Source organism: Rhodoferax sp. ZS1R25, from assembly GCF_056521335.1.
The window spans coordinates 1,244,079-1,263,839 of the sequence record NZ_JBWMAZ010000002.1; the positions used below are offsets into that span (position 1 = coordinate 1,244,079).

The following is a 19,761-nucleotide window of genomic DNA, read 5'->3' on the forward strand; positions in this document are numbered from 1 at the left end:
GCGCATTTGTCGCCAACGGCTGCGTATCATGACCCCATGCCCACCCCCACAGCGCCCATCCAAACCGACACCGCCAGCAGCAGTGACCAGGCGAACTACCTGGCGCTCAAAGCTCGCGATGCCCGCTTTGACGGGCGCTTCTTCACGGGCGTGACCAGCACGGGCATCTACTGCCGCCCAGTCTGCAAGGTGCGTACGCCGCGGGCGGAGAACTGCCGCTTCTTCACGCTGGCCTCGCAGGCCGAGGCCGCGGGCTTCAGGCCCTGCATGCGTTGCCGGCCCGAGTTGGCCCCCTCTGCTTTGCATGTGCTGGGCGCACGGGCCTGGTCCACGCAAGACGCCTCCGCCATCCTGGCACGCCAGGCCGCGGGCCTGCTGGACGCACCGCAGCTGTGGAGCGACGGCAGCCCCAGCATGGCGCAAACGGCCCAGCGCCTGGGCGTGAGCGAACGCCACCTGCGCCGCATCTTTGAGACGCACTGGGGCGTGTCGCCCATGCAGTATTTGCAGACACGCCGCCTGCTGACTGCCAAGCAGTTGTTGACCGACACGCATCTGCCCATCGCCCAGGTGGCGGCGCTCAGCGGCTTTGCGAGCGTGCGGCGCTTCAACACCGTGTTTGCCGAGCAATACCGTTTTCAGCCCCGTGCGTTGCGCAAGGCCGGCAGCGATGCCGAGGGCGCCGCACCGGCCGACCACAGCGGCGTGCGCTGCAAGCTGGCCTACCGCCCGCCGCTGGACGCCACGGCGCTGCTGCAGTTCTTTGCCACGCGTGCGCTGGACGGCGTGGAACACGTGGACCTGCCCACCCACACGCTGGCCCGCACCTTGGCGCTGGATTGGGCGGGCCAGCACTTGCAGGGCTGGGTGCAACTGCGCATCGATGCCACACGCAGCGAGGTGCACGCCTTGGTCAGCGAATCGCTGATTGCCGCCCTGCCCTTGGTGCTGGTGCGCCTGCGCGCGCTTTTGGACCTGGACGCCGACCCCAACGCCATCCACGCGGTGCTGGGCAGCAGTTTCCCCCACAGCGCGGGCCTGCGCGTGCCCGGCACGCTGGACGGGTTCGAGCTGGCCGTGCGCGCCGTGCTCGGCCAGCAGATCACCGTGCAGGCTGCGCGCACACTGGGTGCACGGTTGGTGCAGCGCTTCGGCGCGCCACTGGCCACACCGCTGGCCGCCCTCACCCACTTGTTCCCCACACCGCAGGCGTTGCGCCACGCCAGTGACGACGACCTGGGCCAGTTGGGCATCGTGCGCCAGCGCCAAAACGCCATCCGCGCGCTGGCCGCTGCCGTGGCCGACGGTGCGCTAGTGTTAAACCCCAGCGCCGAGGTACCCAGCACCGTGGCGGCCCTGCAGGCGTTGCCAGGCTTTGGCCCGTGGACCGCGCAGTACATCGCCATGCGCGCGCTGCGCTGGCCCGATGCGTTTCCGGCCGGCGATGTGGCGCTGCAAAAGGCGCTGGGCGTGCGCGATGCCAAGCGCCCTGCGCTGGGGGCCGAACAGGCTTCTGTGGCCTGGCAACCCTGGCGCAGCTATGCCACGGTGCGCGCCTGGTCGGGCGACCACGCAGATCCATCCACCACAGAGTCGCTATGAAAATCATAGCTGCTCGCGCAATTTCCACGAGGGCTACCAGCCAATTTTTATGAAATATCCATCTACGACTACCCGCAGCAGCCTGCGCAGCCCACTGGGCACCATCGTCCTCGCCGCCACCGACACCGCGTTGGTCGGCGTGTGGTTCGACGGGCAGAGCCACCAGCCCGATACCAGCATCTGGCCGGTAGCGAAGAAGCACCCCGTGATGCAGGCCGCCAGCGAGCAGCTGGAACAGTACTTCGCCCAAGAACGTACGGCGTTTGGCCTGCCGCTGGACCTGTCAGGCGGCACTACTTTTCAGCAGCGCGTGTGGGCCCAACTGCAGGCCATTGCCAGCGGTGCCACGGTGAGCTACGGCAGCATCAGCCAACAGCTGGACAACCCGCAGGCCGTGCGGGCAGTGGGTGCGGCTGTGGGGCGCAACCCCATCAGTATCATCGTGCCCTGCCACCGCGTGCTGGGAGCCAATGGCGCACTCACCGGCTACGCTGGCGGCCTGGACCGCAAGGTGGCCCTGTTGAAACTTGAAAGCCCTCAGTGACCGAACCCACCGCTTCGTCTCCTTCGCACGCCCCCGTTTGGGTGCGAGATTTTTTGTTGTTGGCCGCCATCTGGGGCTCGTCCTTTTTGTTCATGCGCCTGGGCGCGGTGGAGTTTGGCGCGCTCCCCACGGCCGGTGTGCGCGTGGGCATTGCCGCGCTGTTTTTGTTGCCGCTGCTCGCCTTCAAAGGCCAGGTGGCCACGCTGCGCCAACACTGGAAACTGCTGTTCGCCGTGGGCGTGATGAACTCTGCCATCCCGTTCACCTGCTTGGCATTCGCGCTGCTGTCCATCTCCACCGGGCTGTCGTCCATCCTCAACGCCACGGTGCCGCTGTTTGGTGCGCTCATTGCCTGGCTGTGGCTCAAGGACCGGCCGCACGGCATGCGCATTCTGGGTCTGCTGATTGGCTTTTTGGGCGTGGCGCTGCTGGCCTGGAACAAGGCCAGCTTTAAGCCCAATGCCGAAGGTGTGTCCACCGGCTGGGCCGTGTTGGCCTGTTTGGCGGCCTGCTTCTTCTATGGCTTTTCGGCCAGCTTTGCGCAGCGGTATCTGGCCGGTGTGCCCTCGTTGGTGCTGGCCACCGGCAGCCAGCTGGGTGCCACGCTGGGCCTGGCGCCACTGGCCTGGTACTTCTGGCCGGACCACACGGTAAGTGCCAAGGCCTGGCTGGCCGTGCTGGCACTGGGCGTGGTGTGCACCGGCATTGCCTACATCATCTACTTCCGCCTGATTGAACGCGCTGGTCCGGCCAAGGCGCTGGCGGTGACCTTTGCGGCGCCGGTGTTTGCCGTGTTCTACGGCGTGGTGCTGTTGGGCGAGGTCGTCACACCCTGGATGGTCGGTTGCGGCCTGGTGATCTTGCTGGGCACCTCGCTGTCCACCGGCATCATTGGATCGCGCCCGCCATCACGTTGATAGACAACGCCAACACCAGCATGTTGAAACCAAAAGCGCTCACGCTGTGCAAGAGCGTGAGCCGGCGCATCTGGCGCGAGGTGACCACCACGTCCGACACCTGCGAGGTCATGCCCACCACGTGGGCGTAGTACAAAAAGTCAAAGTAGTCGGGCGGCAACTTGCCCGGAAAATCCAGCCCCGCGCCCTGCGCGTGCCCCCGCAGCTCTTCCTGGTAGTACACATGGGCGTAGCGGAACGCAAAGATGGTTTGCATCAGCAACCAGGTGGACGCCAGCGCCAGCATGCTCAGGCCCAGATGCGCCGCACGCTGCGCGCCCGACAAGTCCTTCACGTGCTGCAGCATCAGCGCGATGGCCGCAAAGCTGGCGAATACCGAGAGCAATATCAGCGCAAACAACATCATGCCCGGCTGGTCCTGCGCCTGCGCTCGGGCCCGCGTGCGCTGCGCGTCAAACTCCACCGCCAGCCACCACGACAACACCAGATAAGCGCTGGCGCCCACGGTCCAGGCCAGCAGGGCCCGGGAGGGTGCGCCAATCGGCAGCGGCAGCACCGCCATCAAGCCGCCCGCGATGGCGCCGTAGACCAGGCGCTGGTGACCGGTGGTTTCAGAGAAATGTTTGTGCATACAGCCATTGTGGCCGTGTTGCACCGCAGTATGAAATGGGGTGGCCGCAGCTTTACAAGAACCCTGTCAACGGGCGGCAGAAGGGAGCGCGTTAAAGAGTGAGTTTGCCTATTCCAACTACACGCACCAAGCCGTTGAAATCCACACCATGAACCTCCTTGCCAAAACCCTTGTGTCCTCCGCCGTCCTGGCGTTGGGCGGTACGTGCCTTGCGCAAGCCCAGCCTCAGGATGTGGGCCGCGTGCTCTCGTCCATGCCGGTGCAGCAGCAGGTGGCCGTGCCACGCCAGGTGTGCTCGAACCAACAAGTGGCGGTGCAACCACAAAAATCAGGCGCCGGCGCGGCCATGGGCGCCATTGCGGGCGGTGCCATGGGTAATGCCATCGGCCGCGGCTCTGGCCAGGCCGCTGCCACGGTGATAGGGCTGATTGGTGGCGCCATCGTGGGCAACCGCATCGAGGGCAATCCCGAGCCACAGGTGCAGACCGTGCAAACTTGCAGCACGCAAAACATTTACGAAAGCCGCACCGTGGCCTACAACGTGGTCTACGAATTTGCGGGCAGACAGTACTCGGTGCAAATGCCCAACGACCCGGGCCCCACCATCCAACTGTCGGTCGCCCCCGTGGGCGCCAGCCCGCAGCAAGAGGTAGCTCCGGCGTATGCCGTGGCACCACCGCAGCCCGTCTACACCCAGGCCCCGGTGGTCGTGATGTCGCCACCGGTGTACCCCATCTACTACACGCGCCCCTATTACCCGCCCGTCAACCTGCATTTTGGCTACGGCTGGGGCGGTGGCTGGCACCACCACTGGCGTTGAATGGCCAAAGAAAAAGCCCTTGCATTTGCATGCAAGGGCTTCTCAATTTGGCGGAGTGGACGACCAAAAATGGCACTTCCCAAGCGTCCTCAACAATTCTCATAGGTTCTAGAAAACCTATACAAATCAACGGTTTACGTGATCTATCTCTGCGTAAGTCGTTGTCCACAAATACATTTCTTCTCTTCGAGATTTGTGGGATCAATTGTGGGATCACGTACTTCAACACGCATTTCGGCAGCCAGTCTGCCGCGCCTCTACAAAACGCCGGGTATGCACGCCGATGGCCATGGGCTCTATCTGCATGTCATATCGCCTACGTCCAAGTCTTGGACCTTCAGGTACATGAAGAACAAGAAGGCCCGAACCATGGGTTTGGGACCTGCGGATATGGTGGACCTGACTACCGCACGCAACAGAGCCGCCGATCTTCGCCGCCTGCTCCATCAAAACATTGACCCGCTGGAGCATCGGGACGCCGAAATTCGCCGCCTTGAAGCTGCCGCCTTAGCTGCGGCCGAGGCAGAAGCCCTACGCATTCGCAATGAGAAATCGTTCGACCAGTGCATCGAGGAATATCTGGCGATTCACAATGCCACCTGGAGAAATGAAAAGCACCGCGACCAATGGAGGAACACGCTCCACGACTACGCCTCTCCAGCGTTCGGGTCAATGGAGGTCAAGAAGATCACAACTAAACATGTCCAAGATGCACTGGAGTCACTGTGGTCCTCAAGGCACGAAACCGCCGTACGCACACTCCAACGGATCACTCGGGTACTGATTTGGGCTGGAGCGAAGGGCTAACCGTGTCATGTAAGTGGAGCGTAAAAGTGCCCACGCCATCATGACCCCACGCCAATTCGAGGCCATAGCCAACTTGCTTGGTTCTCGTGAGCCGACACGGACAGCCGCATCCATAGTACTTGTCGACGGATGGCGAATCATCAATGCGGCCTTGGCCGTGAATTCACGCGGTCAGGTTATCGGAGGGGTGGTGAGGCGCATGCAAGCGGCCCATATTCTGTTGGTCAAAACTGATAAAGATGCGTAGCCAGATCCCCGACTCGATCTTGGGGAAGCCGAATCCACCGGTCAATTGAAGGGGGCCAACCACCCCGAAATTGCACGCAACCACAAATCGAGTTGCAGGCTTTGGCAATCTGGTTAATTTGTTAGCACGAATTTGAGTTACGAACCTAATACGAGGTGCAAATTCACTCTTTCGGGTGATAGTCGAATGGACTATGCCCGGCTACAGTTACGCCCAGTTAGCGCAGTCCCCCGGTCGTTGGTGGGTGCCTTATGAGAAAAACAAGCCCCACCCATGTCGGACCCGTCACCCGCTATTCATTGCCCGTACCCGCTTCGCTCAATCCTTGTGGCACTCCTGCTGGGAGTCTTCGCAAACGTTATCGGAGCCCAGACCCAAACAGATGCCCAACGTGACGCCGCCGAGCAGCGTCGTGCCCAGGAGCGAGATGCCCAGCTGCGCGATCAGCAAGACAAGGCCAACGACGTACGCCTGAGCGCCCCGGCTGCGCCGGAGCAACGTCTGCCCGAATCTGAAGCCCCTTGTTTCCCTATCCGGCAGCTGGAGCTGCGCGGCGAAGCTGCAGGTCAGTTTGGTTGGGTGCTAGACAGCTTGTCTGGCCCGCAGAAGACCGACAGCCCCTTGCGCAAGTGCATCGGCACCCAAGGCATTGGCATCCTGATAAAGCGGGCCCAAGATGCGATCGTCGCCAAAGGCTTTGTCACCACCCGCATATTGACGCAGCCACAAGACTTGAGTGGCGGCAGTCTGGTGCTGACCGTGGTGCCCGGCCGCATCCGCAACATCCGGTTTCAGGCAGCTCCGGGGGCAGAAGCCTCCTCTACCTCTCTGACAACCGCAGTCCCCGCCAAGTCCGGCGACATCCTGAACCTGCGCGACATCGAACAGGCCCTGGAGAACTTCAAGCGTGTGCCCACTGCTGATGCAGATATCCAGATCACGCCGGCCGACCAGCCCGACCAAAGCGACCTGGTGATTGCTTACCAACGCACCACCCCAGTTCGCGTATCGCTTTCTTTGGACGACAGCGGCGGCAAGAGCACCGGGCGCTACCAAGCCAGTGCCACTTTCTCCTGGGACAACCCCTTGGGACTGAACGACCTGTTTTACGTCTCTCAGAACCACGACGCCGGTGGAGGAGACCCAGGCCCACGCGGGACCCAAGGCACCACCGTGCATTACTCGCTTCCTTATGGCTATTGGACTTTGGGCGCTACCTTGGGGGAAAGCCGCTACCACCAGACGGTGACCGGCGTGACCTCCAATTACGTCTACAGCGGCACCAGCGGGAACGCGGAGCTCAAGCTCTCGCGCATGGTCTACCGCGATGCCACCCGCAAGACTTCGCTCTCCCTCAAGGCGTTTGAGCGCCATTCCAACAACTACGTGGATGACACCGAAGTTCAGATCCAGCGCCGGGTGGTAGGTGGATGGGAACTGGGCCTGGGACACAAGGAGTTCGTAGGCACCGGCACAGTCGAAGCCAATCTCGCCTACAAGCGTGGTACGCGGGACTTTGGTGCCATGGATGCACCCGAAGAAGCCAGTGGTGAAGGGACTGCTCGCTTTGGGCTTTGGACTGCTGACATCTCGCGGTCCCAGCCTTTCAAACTGGCAGACCAGGCCATGCGCTACCAGGCTTCTCTGCGTGTGCAGGCCAATGAAACCCCGCTAACCCCCCAAGACCGCTTCAGCATTGGTGGGCGCTACACCGTGCGCGGCCTTGATGGTGAAAGCAGCCTCACAGGCGACAACGGCTGGTTGATCCGCCAGGACTTGAGTCTGTCCTTGGGCAACAGCGGGCACGAGCTGTACCTGGGAATTGATGTAGGCGGCGTAGATGGTCAAAGCAGCACGCTGCAAGCGGCAAAGACGCTCAGTGGCGGTGTCGTGGGCCTGCGCGGCAGCTTCAAGAAGATGCAGTACGACCTATTTGTGGGCGCACCGCTGTACCAGCCGTCTGGCTTGAAAACTGCAGAGACCACGGCGGGCTTTAGCTTGAATTTGGCATTTTGATTTTTGTAACCGTGGGAGATCCCACTTTTGAAGAAGGTAGTTTTGTGAAAAAAGTTTCTCGTACCGCAGCTCTGATTGCTCTGACAACTGCTTTGGCTTCCACCACCGCTTTGGCACAAGGCCCTGCACAGCCCAACTTTGTGGGACCTGCCATCGGCTTGACGGTGACCGCGATGCAGAACAAGGTGGACTTTGAGAGCAGTATTGCGTCCATCAACGGCCAGTCCACCCAAACCAATGACTCGGAGGCTGCCTTGATTGCTTCCTACGGTTTTGCACTATCGCAAGATTGGGTGGGCACCGTGGGCTTGTCTTATGGTCTGAAATCCACCGACGCAGGATCCGTCAGCTACACCGCGGGTGGCGCCCAAACCTTCTCCAGCAAAGTCAAAGACCATCTGATTCTGTCTTTTGCACCCGGCTACCGCTTGGGACCCAATGCACTGGTATACGGCAAGCTGGCATACCACCAAATCAAGGGTGAATACACCGACACAGCCTCTGCTGGAGGCACGACCAATCACACCGGAACCGGAATTGGCTTGGGCGTTGCTTTTGCCATTAGTCCTAGGCTGGAACTGCGTACCGAATATGAATCGGTAGCGTACTCCGGTGAAAAAGCACAACTCACTACCGGCAAGCCCAAGCAAAACGGTCTGACGCTGGGTCTGCTCTACAAGTTCTAAGTAGACAGCCCCCAAGTCGGTCACTTCGCCTCATCTCCATCACCCTCTCTTGACTCGTTTTCTATGAATCAGAATCTATTCCGCCTCGTTTTCAACGCAGCACGAGGCCAGGTGATGGCGGTGAGTGAAGTGGCCGTGGGCAAAGGCAAGGCCGCCAGCGGTGAACGCAGAGGGCGCAATGTTGCACTGGCGCTGTTCGCATTTGCTTTGTCACCCCTGGCATGGCCCCAAATCGTGGCGGATCCCAACGCGGCTGGCAATCAGAAGCCACAGATTGTCAATACCGCCAATGGGCTGCAACAGATCAATATTCAGACGCCTAGCGCCGGTGGCGTGAGTCGCAACGTCTACAGCCAATTCGATGTACAAAGCCAAGGCGTCATTCTCAATAACAGCACCGCGAATGTGCAAACCCAATTGGGCGGCTGGGTCCAGAGCAACGGCAACCTGGCCGGTGGCAGTGCCCGCGTCATCCTGAATGAAGTCAATTCCAGCAACCCTAGCCGGCTCAACGGTTTTGTGGAAGTGGCAGGTCAGCGCGCCGAAGTCATCATTGCCAACCCCTCCGGCATCAATGTCAACGGTGGTGGATTCATCAACGCCAGCGGTGTAACCCTGACAACGGGCACACCACGCTTGAGCGGCGGTAATCTGGATGGCTACCGTGTCCAGAGTGGCACCGTCACTATCAATGGTGCAGGGCTGGACACCAGCACTGCGGACTACACCAACATCATCGCCCGCGCTGTTCAAGTGAACGCTGGCATCTGGGCCAAAGACCTCAAGGTCACCACCGGTGCCAACGACGTCAACGCAGCCAATACCACCGCCACTGCCATTGCGGGCACTGGCCCTGCTCCTACGGTTGCTCTGGATGTCGCCGCCTTGGGCGGAATGTACGCAGGCAAGATCACCTTGGTAGGTACCGAGACCGGAGTGGGTGTCAACAACACGGGCACGATTGCCGCCAATGGTGGGGCCTTGGTGGTGCAGGCCAACGGCATGTTGACCAATCGTGGGGTTCTGGATGGCAACTCAACCACGGTCAATGCCGACACCATCAACAACACCGGGACTGGACGCATCTATGGGGGCCAGGTCTCCTTGCAAGCCCAGACACTGAACAATGCGCCGGAGACCGTTAACGGTACGACCACGGCCCCCGTGATTGCCGCCCGCACCCGACTGGACATTGGCGCCCAAACACTCAATAACAGTGACAAAGCCTTGATTCTCAGCGCCGGTGACATGGCCATTGGAGGGCAACTGGATTCGAATGGTCGAGCGACGGGAACAGCCAACACTGTTCGCAACGGCAGCGCCACGATTGAATCGATGGGCAATATGACCATCAGCGCCAATACGTTGACCAATGCCAATGACCACTTCGCGTACAGCGGGGACCAATTGGTAAGCATCCAGACAGGCATTACAGAGGTGCTGTCCTCCACGTATTACCGAACCTATGACCGCTCTACCTATGTGCCGATAGTCACCCAAGACCAGCCTGGAAAAATACTCAGTGGTGGCAGCATGACGCTCAACGCCACCCAAATCACCAACCAGCAAAGCAAGATCGTGGCCGGTGGAACCTTGACCACCAATGGAGCCACCATTGACAACCAGGCAGTAAGTGACCAAGAGCGCGTGCGCGATATGGGCACGCAATGGAGTTGGGGTGTGACCGGCGGGCATTCCGAGGGACCTTGGTACGACCGCCACTGGGTCTATGACTGGGGCATGGTGGCCAGCACCTACGACAGCACCGCGTACACGCCAACCACCGTCTCTGCCGGTGCCTCAGCTTCCAACAGCAGCGCCGCCGCAGTAGTCACCACCCAGGCACGCTCTACTGCCAGCACATCCGGTGGCACCAGCACAAGCAGCGCGCTGAGCAATGCCTTGTTTCAAAACACCACCAACCCTGCGGCAAACTACCTGATAGAGACGGACCCGCGGTTCGCCAACATGCGCACCTGGTTGGGCAGCGACTACATGCTGCGCAACTTAGGGATGGACCCGAGCGCCACGCAAAAGCGTCTGGGTGATGGTTTCTATGAACAGCGCCTCATTAATGAACAGGTCAATAGCCTCACGGGGCGACGCTTTCTAGCCAACTACACCAGTGATGAGCAGCAGTACCAATCTCTGATGGATGCCGGAGTTACCTACGCCAAGGCCTACAACCTGCGCCCAGGTATTGCGCTCAGTGCCGCCCAAGTGGCCAACCTCACCAGTGACATCGTCTGGTTGGTAGAAAAAGAAGTCACCCTCAAAGACGGCAGCAAGCAAAAAGTGCTGGTTCCGCAGGTCTACGCCATGGTCCGGGAAGGTGACCTCAGCAATACCGGAGCTCTGCTCAGTGGGAACAGCGTCAACATCAACGCCAGCGCAGACGCCAAGAACAGTGGCACCATCCTGGGCCGCCAGTTGGTGCAAATCAGCGCCAACAACATTCAGAACACCGATGGCACGGTGCAAGGCAATTCAGTCAACCTGAGCGCGACGCAAAACATCACCAACACGCGCGGTACGTTTGCTGCCCGAAGCAATCTGCAGGCAGTGGCCGGGGGCGACATCAACCTGCAGACGACCACCAGTCAAACCGGCGACGGCGCTAACGGTCGCACCATTCTGGACCGTCAAGCCCGCGTCTACGTGGGCAGTAACACCAGCGGTAGCAAGCCGGGTGACATGTTGTTGGCAGCCGCGGGCAACATCAACTTGGGCGCTGCACGGATCGAGACCACCGGCAATGCCACCCTGCAGGCTGGTGGCAGTGTCAACATGAACGCCGTGACCACCGGAGAAAACGTCCTCTTCCAAGGCACGGGCGATGCTCAGTACCGCCAACGCATCCGCAACACGGATCAAACGGGCAGCAGCATCAGTAGCCAAGGCAACCTGGCTGTGAACGCTGGCGCCAACATCGTAGGCACGGCAGCCCAGGTGTCCGCACAGGGCGACGTGGCCATGACAGCGGGCCAGTCCATTGCGCTGCTGGCGGGGCAAAAGACCCGAGAGAGCGACCTGAGCTGGACCTCCAAGAGCTTTGGGGACTTCACCGCCACCGTCACCAACACCCGCATCCAGGACAGCAGTGCCACCGCCCAGGTGAGCAAGGTAGAGGGCAAGAATGTTGGAATCGTTGCAGACAAGGACCTCATCAGCGTGGGCACCCAGTTTAAAGGTGCGGACAGCCTTCGCGTGGAAGGCAAGGACACCAGCACCTTCTATGCAGCCACGGATGTACAGCAAAGCACCACGACCATTCGTAGCAAAACCACTGTAGGTCCCCTCCTCAGTAGCTTCTTTGACCCTCTGGGCCTTGGCATGCCCATTGAGGACAAAACCACCACGGACGCCCGCGCCAGCAGCGTAGCCATAGGCACCAAGCTCACCTCCACCCAAAAGATCGAGATCGGCGTAGGCAACAAAACGGAGCTGCAAGGCACCGAGGTAGAAGCCCCGCAAATCGCCTTTGTCAAAACAGACCCCAGTAAGACCGGTGACTTGATCCTGGGCGGCAGCACCAACACCACCCAGGTCAGCCATACCGAGAAAACCGAAACCCTGGGCCTCTACCAAGAAAACAAGGGCCAAGGCAGCACCACCGAAACCCTGAAGCAGACCCAGCTCAAAGGCAATGTCAACTTCGACAATGCTTTGAAGATCACCGCCCAGATCCCCAACACCAAGGGGGGCCAGGAGCTGAAGACCCAGATCAACGCTCTAGTGGCACAAGGCAGCGGAGTCGGGCTGGACTACCTGAACGCCTTGGCCAGCAACCCGAATGTGAAGTGGGACCAAGTAGCCCTGGCCCATGAGAAATGGAGCTACGACCAGGCGGGGCTGACCGGGGCGGGGGCAGCCTTGCTGACTGTGGTGGTGGCGTACTTCACGGCGGGTGCGGGTTCGGCGTTGGTGGGAACCACCGCAGCAGGCACCACGACCGCCGCAGGTATGACCCTGGCCACCACCACGGCCACGGGCGCATTGGCGTACACCGCCACAGGCATTGCTATCAACGCCGGCTTTACCGCCCTGGCCAGCCAGGCGGCGGTGGCCATGGTGAACAACAAGGGTGACATTGGCAAGACCCTGGACCAGTTGGGCAAGGAAGAAAGCATCAAGGGGCTGCTGCTGACCATGGTGACGGCGGGGGCGTTGGACAAGCTCAATGCCAGTTACTTCAAGGGTGTGGATGCCACCAGCACCTTTGGCACCCAGCTGCTCAAGAACGTGACGAACAATCTGGCCAGCAGTGCCATGGATGCGGCGCTGAATGGCAAAGCGTTTGATGAGAAAACATTCTCCAATGCGCTATCCAGTGGCTTGATCACCACCGGCATGGCCCAGGGGGCATTTGCGATTGGGGATGGGCTAGACAACAAAACACTCAATGCCTTCACCCACAAGGTGGCGCACGCGGTGCTGGGCTGTGCGGCAGGTGCGGCAACAGCGGGTAATGGCAGTGGTTGCGCACCGGGAGCGGTGGGGGCTGTGGTGGGCGAACTTACGGCCGAGTACGCCAAGAACAACAAGATGAGCAATGCCGATGCGCTGGGCTTGGCCAAGGTGCTGTCTGCAGTCTCTGGGGTTGTCGTTGGCGGGGGTGGCGACAATGCCGCTGCAGTGAATATTGCGGCAACTGCCGGCGCGAATGCGGCGGAGAATAATTACATGATGCATGCAGGCAAATTCAAAGCAGATTTGGATGCCTGCAGCAAGAACCCTAACGCCGTGGGTTGTGCAGATTTGCAGGCCATGGCCAATGGTTCTACCAAGTCACTCGGCAACACCCGCTCAGGCTACAGCGTGCAAGCGACAGTAGGCGCTGATGGGAAGGCAACCAGCTACACGGTAGGCACGGGAGACAATGCGCTGGTGATGCAACCTGCCGACTATGAAGCATTCAACAAACTGTCGGTCGCTGAGCAAAAAACGTGGGTAACGCAGTACTCACAAACACAGCTTAACGCCCAATCCATCAAAAACGCAGGCCTGAGTTACAGCGATCAAGCTTCCAACATGCGCTTGATGGCGAGTTGTCCGTCGGGTGATTGCAATACCGTCCAGAGAGTCGGACAGTCCGTGGCAGGATCAACCACCGCCATAGTGGATGTAGTCAAAGAAGGCGTCTTGACGGTAGTGGACGTGGCTGGAAAAAGTGCGGCCATTCAAGCGGATGCGGAATTGAGAACCAACACCGCCAAAGACTACAGTCCTCTTAGCTCCGTAGGCAAGAGTGTCCAGGCAGTCGGTATTGCAAAAACAGCTTCCAACACCGTAGATGCCATTGTGGGCATTCCCGATAGGGTGCTCAACTCCGCTGCAAACGGGGACGCGTACAACGCATCGCGTGAATTAATGAATGGCGTCCTGCTGGGAGATGCTGTCGTTGGTGCAGCCAAAACAGGTATTGGCGCGGTACAGGACGCACAGGCAGCAGCGAAGACTGCTAGTTCTGATGCTGCGGCCACTGCGAAAGTGAAGACCGAAAACAATATGCGCGCAGACGATGCGCAGCAGTACGTCAACAACAAGGCCCCCATTGAAGTGCCAGAAGTGGTGATTCGTCAGGACAACAACTTCTCGTCTACCGTGAATGACAAAGGGGCACCGAAGGCCTATATCGACGACAAGGGTGATCTGGTGTCTTCCAATCCGCAAGGTACGGGCGACATCAAGAGCCAGGTGCGCGGTGGTAATGCACAAAACAGCCCGCTGATCTCGACCAGCGACCCGGTGGTGGCCGTTGAACCCAAGGTCTATGGCAGCACCGAAGTGGTAGTCGAAACCCGGCAGATTCAGCGTGACCTGAATGCGGGCAACTTGTCGAAGACGACTACGGAGGTGATTCCGCCGACAGAGGTGCAGACCAGCTTGCAGAGTGCGCTTGATAAGGCTCAGACGCGGTTTGACAACAATCCTTCGAAGAACAACACAAAAAGCTTGGAAAAAGCCAAAGCAGACATCGCAAACGCGATTCGCGATGGCGAGTGCTTGATTCAAGGTTGTGCGCCTGCTGCGTATGTGTCACCGCCACGGCCTGTCAATCCGACTCCGCTCGCAGCACAGCCCAGTGTGCCACTGGTACCTGTCATCATTCCTGCGCAAGCAGAACCAAAGCAGGAGTAGTGAAATGGATCAACAGACCAATGACTTGCTCTACAAAGTGCCTTCTCATGTGGATTACACACAGTTCCCCTACGAGTTGGACGATGAAGACATACCTCGGGAACGTATACCCGTTCTGAAACAGTTAATGCAGGGTAGCGATGTATACGTGGCCAGAGAGGCAGCCAGGCTTTTGTGCAGTTGGGGGGACGACGAAGGCTTTGAATATCTACGACATTTGGTGTGTGATCAACCGCCGATTACGAGCCACGGGATGGCGCATCACTTGCGAGGGTATGACGACACCTACAAGCATGTGTTGGATTCAATAGTCGGCTATTGGGCCAGGCAGGCTGATGCTGGCGACGGTGAAAAAGCCCGAAAAAAAGTATTTAGTCCCATTGCCAAAATCATTTATCTATCCACCCAGATGCAGTTCGAGATTTCAGGAATGTTCTGGCTCGTCAAAGATGACGGCTTCACCGAATACATCCCCACCCTCAAAGCCCATCTGGAAGCCATCATCAAAAACCCCAAGTTCCATCACTGGAAAGTAGCCGACTGCGTCCACCTGTTGATGCACCTTGACTCTGAATTCGTCACCAAAACCTTGGCTGCGCACGGATACGCATTGGCGGACTTCCCGAACAAGTGATTGCATGAACAGTGGCGCCTACCGCCTCATTCTCAACCTCTCACGAGGTTATCAATCCCAAGTGGCCTAAATTTAAGAATGAGGTGTTAGCACTTGCGCCGGATAACGCGCAATGGTTATCGTCTTATTTGAATGCTGACCACTCGCCGCGCGCTTTCATGTGGCTAACATAGGTAGTTGCTGCAAAGACGTGCCTCGTCAGAACTGCCCGATGCGACGACAATAGCAAAGGTACAACCTGAGGAGAATCACTTGCCGAATCTGTTCACCGCTGATATTGAGCTGAAAGAAAACTCTGATGAGGGTATGCGCATTGAGTGCCTTGCGCCGCACGCTAAACCACTCAGGCGGACGCTAGAAGCCGCGGGTTTCACCCTTGATCAGCCGAAGGTGATCATTGCTAGCACGTCTAACATCCCGGCTACCATTGAACTCCCAGTTCACGGTGGCTCTTTTGATGAAATGAAAACCACGGTCCACAAGAGCTTGCTCGAAGCAGGTGTGAACGTCACTGAAGAGAGTTTCTCCTCCCTCGGCGAGGAGCATGTTCGCTTCACACTTGAAAACATCTTGCTCTTTGGTCAGTAGTCACCGCTAGCGATACTTTCTCGGACCAAGTGTCCAAGCGACCGGTTGAATTCAAGCTGCATTTTGGCTGTCTATCGTACCTGCAGAGTTCTGCTTTGGGTCGACTGCGCTGCTTGGTAAACAGAAGGACTCCTGTTAAAAGTTTGCGGAATGGCGTTCAACGACAGCTGCAAACCGCGGTAATGATGCGGCGCACATCGCCGTTTTTCATGTAGCTAGTTCACAAGCCTTAGAGCCCGTTGCATCGACCTCTCAAAGACAAACGGACTACGTCCTGCCAATTTGTTGTCGGGATGTTCAAACTCCGCCTCCACCAGCACCAATTGCTTCTTGGCACGGGTGATTGCCACGTAAAACACGCTGCGCTCACCCAGCACCATGACGCTATCTATATCAGTGCGCTCGATCCCAACGGAAATTCGCTCCTTGGTGGTTAGCGTGCTCTGCCGAATATTTCCCGGTGTGAAATCATCTGCAGAGCCTTCCGAACCCGTCGATTCGTGACCACCGCGTTGTGCAGCGAAGTGCGTCCTTCAACGTCGCACTCGACTATGTACTTATCAGCAGCGCGCAGTGCTGTGTCGTCTGCCACATCCTCCCCATCACGCAGCAAATGCCCCAGGGCGGTCTTGGACGGAACAAACGCAAACGAGGTGACCAATTCCCACGTGCTTCGGTGTTTAAAGAGCTGCAGATCACTCATTCCATAAATGCCGAATCGGTTGAGGCCTTCGGTGCCGCGGATGCGAAGTTCCATGTGTGCGCATGAACGCCCCGCCCATGGACTGTGAATCTTGCTGGGCTTGTCTGCGTAGGCGGCAAGGTTGGTGGTCGCTTTACGACCTGCCCAGTAGTAGACACTACGGTCCTTGACGATTTGGCTACGTGATTGGCGGAGTAGAAGATGCTTGATCAAATTACCAAGGAGGCTTTCGGCCATTTCAGGCGTCTTCGTGATCAAGTCGCAGGCCGCTTCGACGTACTGAACTTGAAGGTTGTAACGAGACCCGACCTCTTCCATTAGTACCCAAGGAAAATCATAGTCGGGTTGATAGACACGTAGTTCTTTCATCCAGAGGGGATGGAAGCTATCTTTGTGGTCAAGCAGCTCTAAGTCCCTGCAGTGCTGCTTAAGCCGTGTCCAGTCCAAGTCTGGCGACGACGCGTCCATAAGAAAGTCCAGACGATCAAAGCCATAGGCCAAGTGCCGTATTTTTTTTGCAAATTGAGCTCTCAGTTGGTTCTGAATTCGGGTGCTCTGCCCGTTACGTGATTTAGTCATGATTTAGGGTGTTTTGTGAAGGCGTGCTTGTGCCTTGAAATTAGTCTTCCTGATCCCAAGTAGAGGGACGCGCTTTTAGCTTCGTGTGACGCGGTTGCGTGGCTTGCGGGTCTTGCACCACTCCGCTATGTCACGCTCGCTCCATCCCACGCTGTTTGGACCCAATTGCACCGGTCGAGGGAATAGGCCGTGCTTGATTAATCGATAAGTGGTGGAGGTTGCAAGGCCCGTGATGGCCCGAACTTGAGCTAGTCGCAAGTAACGAACAGGCGCGTGGAGTGACCTAACAACTGGTGTGACCGTCTGAAGAAAGCCCAAGCGTGGCGTGCGCTTGAGACCGGTGCCCTTCAGCCACTGATCGAACACATACTGGCGAAGAACCGCCGCGTCGATGCCGTTGGAGGATCCTGCCTTGTCACCACTTGGTGGTTGCGAAGAGGTATTTTTCATTTCGAGTCCTTTCGGCCGAAGCCAATCAAATACAAACAACAAAATGTCCCGAAGAATTCGGAGCAAACTTTTTGTCGTTCTTTGATTGGGGGCCCAGAGAACTCGCGGGTGATCTGCCTTGTACGGTTGACCACAAACACGGCTGCTTAGCGCAGCGGCCTTGTATGCATGTTTATGCTCTCGCATCCCAGAGAGCCTTGTCGAATCACCAATCCCTCAGCGAATCTTCAAGCAGCCGAGTCGAAACCCAGCTGTTGAATTATGAAAGTTTTCGAGATTGAAATCAACATGTGAGCCACTGGCTGGCGGCCAAGACAGCCACGAAGCGCGATATTTCACCGTTGGACACTAGATCGACCAGCGGTCGTTCTAGCGCCACGCTCGCTAACGGAAATGCGTCAGACGGCAACTTGGCTGCGGAAACTGTCTGCCTGGATTTCGGCGTGACTCTTCTCACAAATTCTCGTAAGCTCTCATCGCTTCTCTTAATTCGAGATTTGTGGGATAGAAATGAAAAAAGCAGCCGAAGCTGCTTTTTCACTGGAGAAATTCTCCAAATTTGGCGGAGTGGACGGGACTCGAACCCGCGACCCCCGGCGTGACAGGCCGGTATTCTAACCAACTGAACTACCACTCCTGGTAGTAGTAACGTTTGCTCTCTGTTTTTCAACTTTCGAGCCAAGTCGCTCGCCCTTGCGGGCTTGCGGTTACCAACTTGTGCCGTCTTGCATTGCTGCAAAAACTTGGCGACCCTACGGGGATTCGAACCCCGGTACTCACCGTGAAAGGGTGATGTCCTAGGCCTCTAGACGATAGGGTCAAAACCTTGGAACTTGTCCGTTTCAGAAGATGTGGTGGAGGTAAGCGGGATCGAACCGCTGACCTCTTGCATGCCATGCAAGCGCTCTCCCAGCTGAGCTATACCCCCTAATCCTAAGAAAGCTACTTATGTAGTGTTCTTATCTTCCGAGCCTCAAATTATATACAAGTTTTTCAGCCCTTGGCAAGTCTGGCAATAACTTTTTCTCTTCCGCTCAATTCCAGCACTGCATCCAACGAAGGCGTCTGCGCTGTGCCCATGACCAACACACGTACCGGCATGGCCAGTTGCGGCATCTTCAGGCCCGTGGCTGACAGCACTTCCTTGATGACGGCGGCAATGCTGGCCTTGTCCCAGGTGCAGGCTTGCAGCTTGTCTTTCAACAAGGCAATGGCGGGCTGCACCGCATCGGTCACGTGCTGCGCCTTCTCGGCCGCATCAACCACAACGTCGGTATAAAACTTCGCAGCCCAGGTCGCCAAGGCCACGGTGGTGTCGCAGCGGTCTTTGAGCAAACCGCAGACCAGTGGCAAGTGGGAGGCGATCACTTCTTCCGACAAGGTTACGCCCTGCTTGAGCAACTGCGCAGCGACCAATGCGGCCAAGCGTGTGTTGTCAGCCTGTTTGATGTAGTGGGCATTGACCCACAGCAACTTGGCGGGGTCCCACTGCGCGGGGCTCTTGTTCAGGTGCGTGCCGTCAAACCAGCTCACCAGTTGCTCACGCGTGAACAGCTCTTCGTCGCCATGGCTCCAGCCCAGGCGTGCCAGGTAGTTCAGCATGGCTTCGGGCAGGTAGCCGCCCTCTTCGTACGCGGTGACGCTCACCGCGCCACGGCGCTTGGACAGCTTCTGCCCGTCGTCACCCAGAATGACTGGGCAATGGCCGAAGTGGGGCAATGCTGCGCCCAGTGCGTTGAAGATGTTGATCTGCCAGGGCGTGTTGTTGATGTGCTCGTCGCCGCGGAACACATGGCTGATCTGCATGTCCCAGTCGTCCACCACCACCGCAAAGTTGTAGGTGGGGATGCCATCGGTGCGCACGATGATCAGGTCATCGATCTCGCGGTTGCTGATGGTGATGGGGCCTTTGACCAGATCGTTCCATGTGACATCGCCATCGGGTGGGTTGCAGAAGCGCACCACAGGCTTCACACCTTCGGGCACGGGCGGCAAGGTCTTGCCGGGTGCGGGGCGCCATGTTCCGTCGTACAGCGCCTTTTCGCCACGCGCCTTCTTGGCTTCGCGTACCGCGTCGAGTTCTTCGGGCGTGCTGTAGCAGTAGTACGCCTTGCCCTCGGAAATCAATTGATCGACCACGGCCTTGTAACGGTCCAGGCGTTGCATCTGGTAGACCGGGCCTTCGTTGTATTCCAGCCCCAGCCATTGCATGGAAGCGAGGATCTGGTCGACCGAATCCTGCGTGGAGCGGGCCACGTCGGTGTCTTCAATGCGCAGCACAAACTCGCCACCAAAGTGGCGGGCATAGGCCCACGAATACAACGCGGTGCGCGCGGTACCCAGGTGCAGAAAACCGGTGGGAGAAGGCGCAATGCGCGTGCGAATTTTGCTCATGT

14 protein-coding genes and 3 tRNA genes are annotated in these 19,761 nt (G+C 58.5%); 10 read left to right on the forward strand and 7 right to left on the reverse strand.

What is annotated here, in order from left to right; all coding sequences use genetic code 11:
- Positions 1–36: 36 nt before the first annotated feature.
- From AC097R_RS16650 to AC097R_RS16660, 3 genes are read left to right on the forward strand one after another with little or no spacing between them, the layout of a single operon-like run.
- Positions 37–1,602: an Ada metal-binding domain-containing protein gene (locus AC097R_RS16650; RefSeq protein WP_479599306.1), complete on the forward strand. Its 1,566-nt coding sequence runs from the start codon at positions 37–39 to the stop codon at positions 1,600–1,602.
- 49 nt (positions 1,603–1,651) lie between these two features.
- Entirely contained in the window at positions 1,652–2,146 is a 495-nt protein-coding gene (locus AC097R_RS16655) for a methylated-DNA--[protein]-cysteine S-methyltransferase (protein WP_479599307.1), read from the forward strand.
- Positions 2,143–3,063, forward strand: coding sequence for a DMT family transporter (locus AC097R_RS16660; RefSeq protein WP_479599308.1), 921 nt, complete (start codon positions 2,143–2,145; stop codon positions 3,061–3,063). The genes AC097R_RS16655 and AC097R_RS16660 overlap by 4 nt, the downstream gene beginning before the upstream one ends.
- On the opposite strand, the gene AC097R_RS16665 is transcribed toward AC097R_RS16660, so the two are convergent.
- Positions 3,035–3,694, reverse strand: coding sequence for a DUF1345 domain-containing protein (locus AC097R_RS16665; RefSeq protein WP_479599309.1), 660 nt, complete (start codon positions 3,692–3,694; stop codon positions 3,035–3,037). The two genes, AC097R_RS16660 and AC097R_RS16665, sit on opposite strands and share 29 nt — an antisense overlap.
- 148 nt (positions 3,695–3,842) lie before the next feature.
- Between AC097R_RS16665 and AC097R_RS16670 the strand changes: the two genes are divergently transcribed.
- The 7 genes from AC097R_RS16670 to AC097R_RS16700 all read left to right on the forward strand — a co-directional run bounded on the left by AC097R_RS16670 (position 3,843) and on the right by AC097R_RS16700 (position 15,633).
- Positions 3,843–4,514 (forward strand): glycine zipper 2TM domain-containing protein, encoded by a 672-nt coding sequence (locus tag AC097R_RS16670; protein ID WP_479599310.1) that lies wholly within the window; start codon positions 3,843–3,845, stop codon positions 4,512–4,514.
- 207 nt (positions 4,515–4,721) lie between these two features.
- Positions 4,722–5,321 carry a tyrosine-type recombinase/integrase gene (locus tag AC097R_RS16675; RefSeq protein WP_479599311.1) on the forward strand — a complete coding sequence of 200 codons (600 nt, stop codon included), beginning with the start codon at positions 4,722–4,724 and terminating at the stop codon, positions 5,319–5,321.
- A gap of 574 nt (positions 5,322–5,895) precedes the next feature.
- On the forward strand, positions 5,896–7,584 hold the full coding sequence (locus AC097R_RS16680) for a ShlB/FhaC/HecB family hemolysin secretion/activation protein (protein WP_479599312.1): 1,689 nt from the start codon (positions 5,896–5,898) through the stop codon (positions 7,582–7,584).
- Entirely contained in the window at positions 7,581–8,270 is a 690-nt protein-coding gene (locus tag AC097R_RS16685) for an outer membrane beta-barrel protein (RefSeq protein WP_479599313.1), read from the forward strand. The genes AC097R_RS16680 and AC097R_RS16685 overlap by 4 nt, the downstream gene beginning before the upstream one ends.
- A gap of 63 nt (positions 8,271–8,333) precedes the next feature.
- Positions 8,334–14,411, forward strand: coding sequence for a two-partner secretion domain-containing protein (locus tag AC097R_RS16690; RefSeq protein WP_479599314.1), 6,078 nt, complete (start codon positions 8,334–8,336; stop codon positions 14,409–14,411).
- A gap of 4 nt (positions 14,412–14,415) precedes the next feature.
- Complete coding sequence (locus AC097R_RS16695) at positions 14,416–15,045, forward strand: hypothetical protein (protein WP_479599315.1); 630 nt, start codon at positions 14,416–14,418, stop codon at positions 15,043–15,045.
- A gap of 252 nt (positions 15,046–15,297) precedes the next feature.
- On the forward strand, positions 15,298–15,633 hold the full coding sequence (locus tag AC097R_RS16700) for a hypothetical protein (RefSeq protein WP_479599316.1): 336 nt from the start codon (positions 15,298–15,300) through the stop codon (positions 15,631–15,633).
- 433 nt (positions 15,634–16,066) lie between these two features.
- On the opposite strand, the gene AC097R_RS16705 is transcribed toward AC097R_RS16700, so the two are convergent.
- From AC097R_RS16705 to gltX, 6 genes are all read right to left on the reverse strand, one after another.
- Positions 16,067–16,915, reverse strand: a complete 849-nt coding sequence (locus AC097R_RS16705) for a hypothetical protein (protein ID WP_479599317.1) — start codon at positions 16,913–16,915, stop codon at positions 16,067–16,069.
- Positions 16,916–16,990: 75 nt separating this feature from the next.
- Positions 16,991–17,365, reverse strand: coding sequence for a helix-turn-helix transcriptional regulator (locus tag AC097R_RS16710; protein ID WP_479599318.1), 375 nt, complete (start codon positions 17,363–17,365; stop codon positions 16,991–16,993).
- Positions 17,366–17,925: 560 nt separating this feature from the next.
- A tRNA-Asp gene (locus AC097R_RS16715) sits at positions 17,926–18,002 on the reverse strand.
- A 107-nt stretch (positions 18,003–18,109) separates the two neighbouring features.
- A tRNA-Glu gene (locus tag AC097R_RS16720) sits at positions 18,110–18,185 on the reverse strand.
- 32 nt (positions 18,186–18,217) lie between these two features.
- Positions 18,218–18,293 (reverse strand) — tRNA-Ala (locus AC097R_RS16725).
- A 65-nt stretch (positions 18,294–18,358) separates the two neighbouring features.
- Positions 18,359–19,759 (reverse strand): glutamate--tRNA ligase, encoded by a 1,401-nt coding sequence (gltX, locus tag AC097R_RS16730; protein ID WP_479599319.1) that lies wholly within the window; start codon positions 19,757–19,759, stop codon positions 18,359–18,361.
- Positions 19,760–19,761 lie beyond the last annotated feature (2 nt).

What these genes read in the sequence shown, in the direction of transcription:
- gltX (WP_479599319.1), bottom strand. Translation starts at nt 19,759, where the DNA reads ATGAGCAAAATTCGCACGCGCATTGCGCCTTCTCCCACCGGTTTTCTG.
- AC097R_RS16710 (WP_479599318.1), bottom strand. Translation starts at nt 17,365, where the DNA reads ATGAAAAATACCTCTTCGCAACCACCAAGTGGTGACAAGGCAGGATCC.
- AC097R_RS16705 (WP_479599317.1), bottom strand. Translation starts at nt 16,915, where the DNA reads ATGACTAAATCACGTAACGGGCAGAGCACCCGAATTCAGAACCAACTG.
- AC097R_RS16695 (WP_479599315.1), top strand. Translation starts at nt 14,416, where the DNA reads ATGGATCAACAGACCAATGACTTGCTCTACAAAGTGCCTTCTCATGTG.
- AC097R_RS16665 (WP_479599309.1), bottom strand. Translation starts at nt 3,694, where the DNA reads ATGCACAAACATTTCTCTGAAACCACCGGTCACCAGCGCCTGGTCTAC.
- AC097R_RS16670 (WP_479599310.1), top strand. Translation starts at nt 3,843, where the DNA reads ATGAACCTCCTTGCCAAAACCCTTGTGTCCTCCGCCGTCCTGGCGTTG.
- AC097R_RS16655 (WP_479599307.1), top strand. Translation starts at nt 1,652, where the DNA reads ATGAAATATCCATCTACGACTACCCGCAGCAGCCTGCGCAGCCCACTG.
- AC097R_RS16650 (WP_479599306.1), top strand. Translation starts at nt 37, where the DNA reads ATGCCCACCCCCACAGCGCCCATCCAAACCGACACCGCCAGCAGCAGT.
- AC097R_RS16690 (WP_479599314.1), top strand. Translation starts at nt 8,334, where the DNA reads ATGAATCAGAATCTATTCCGCCTCGTTTTCAACGCAGCACGAGGCCAG.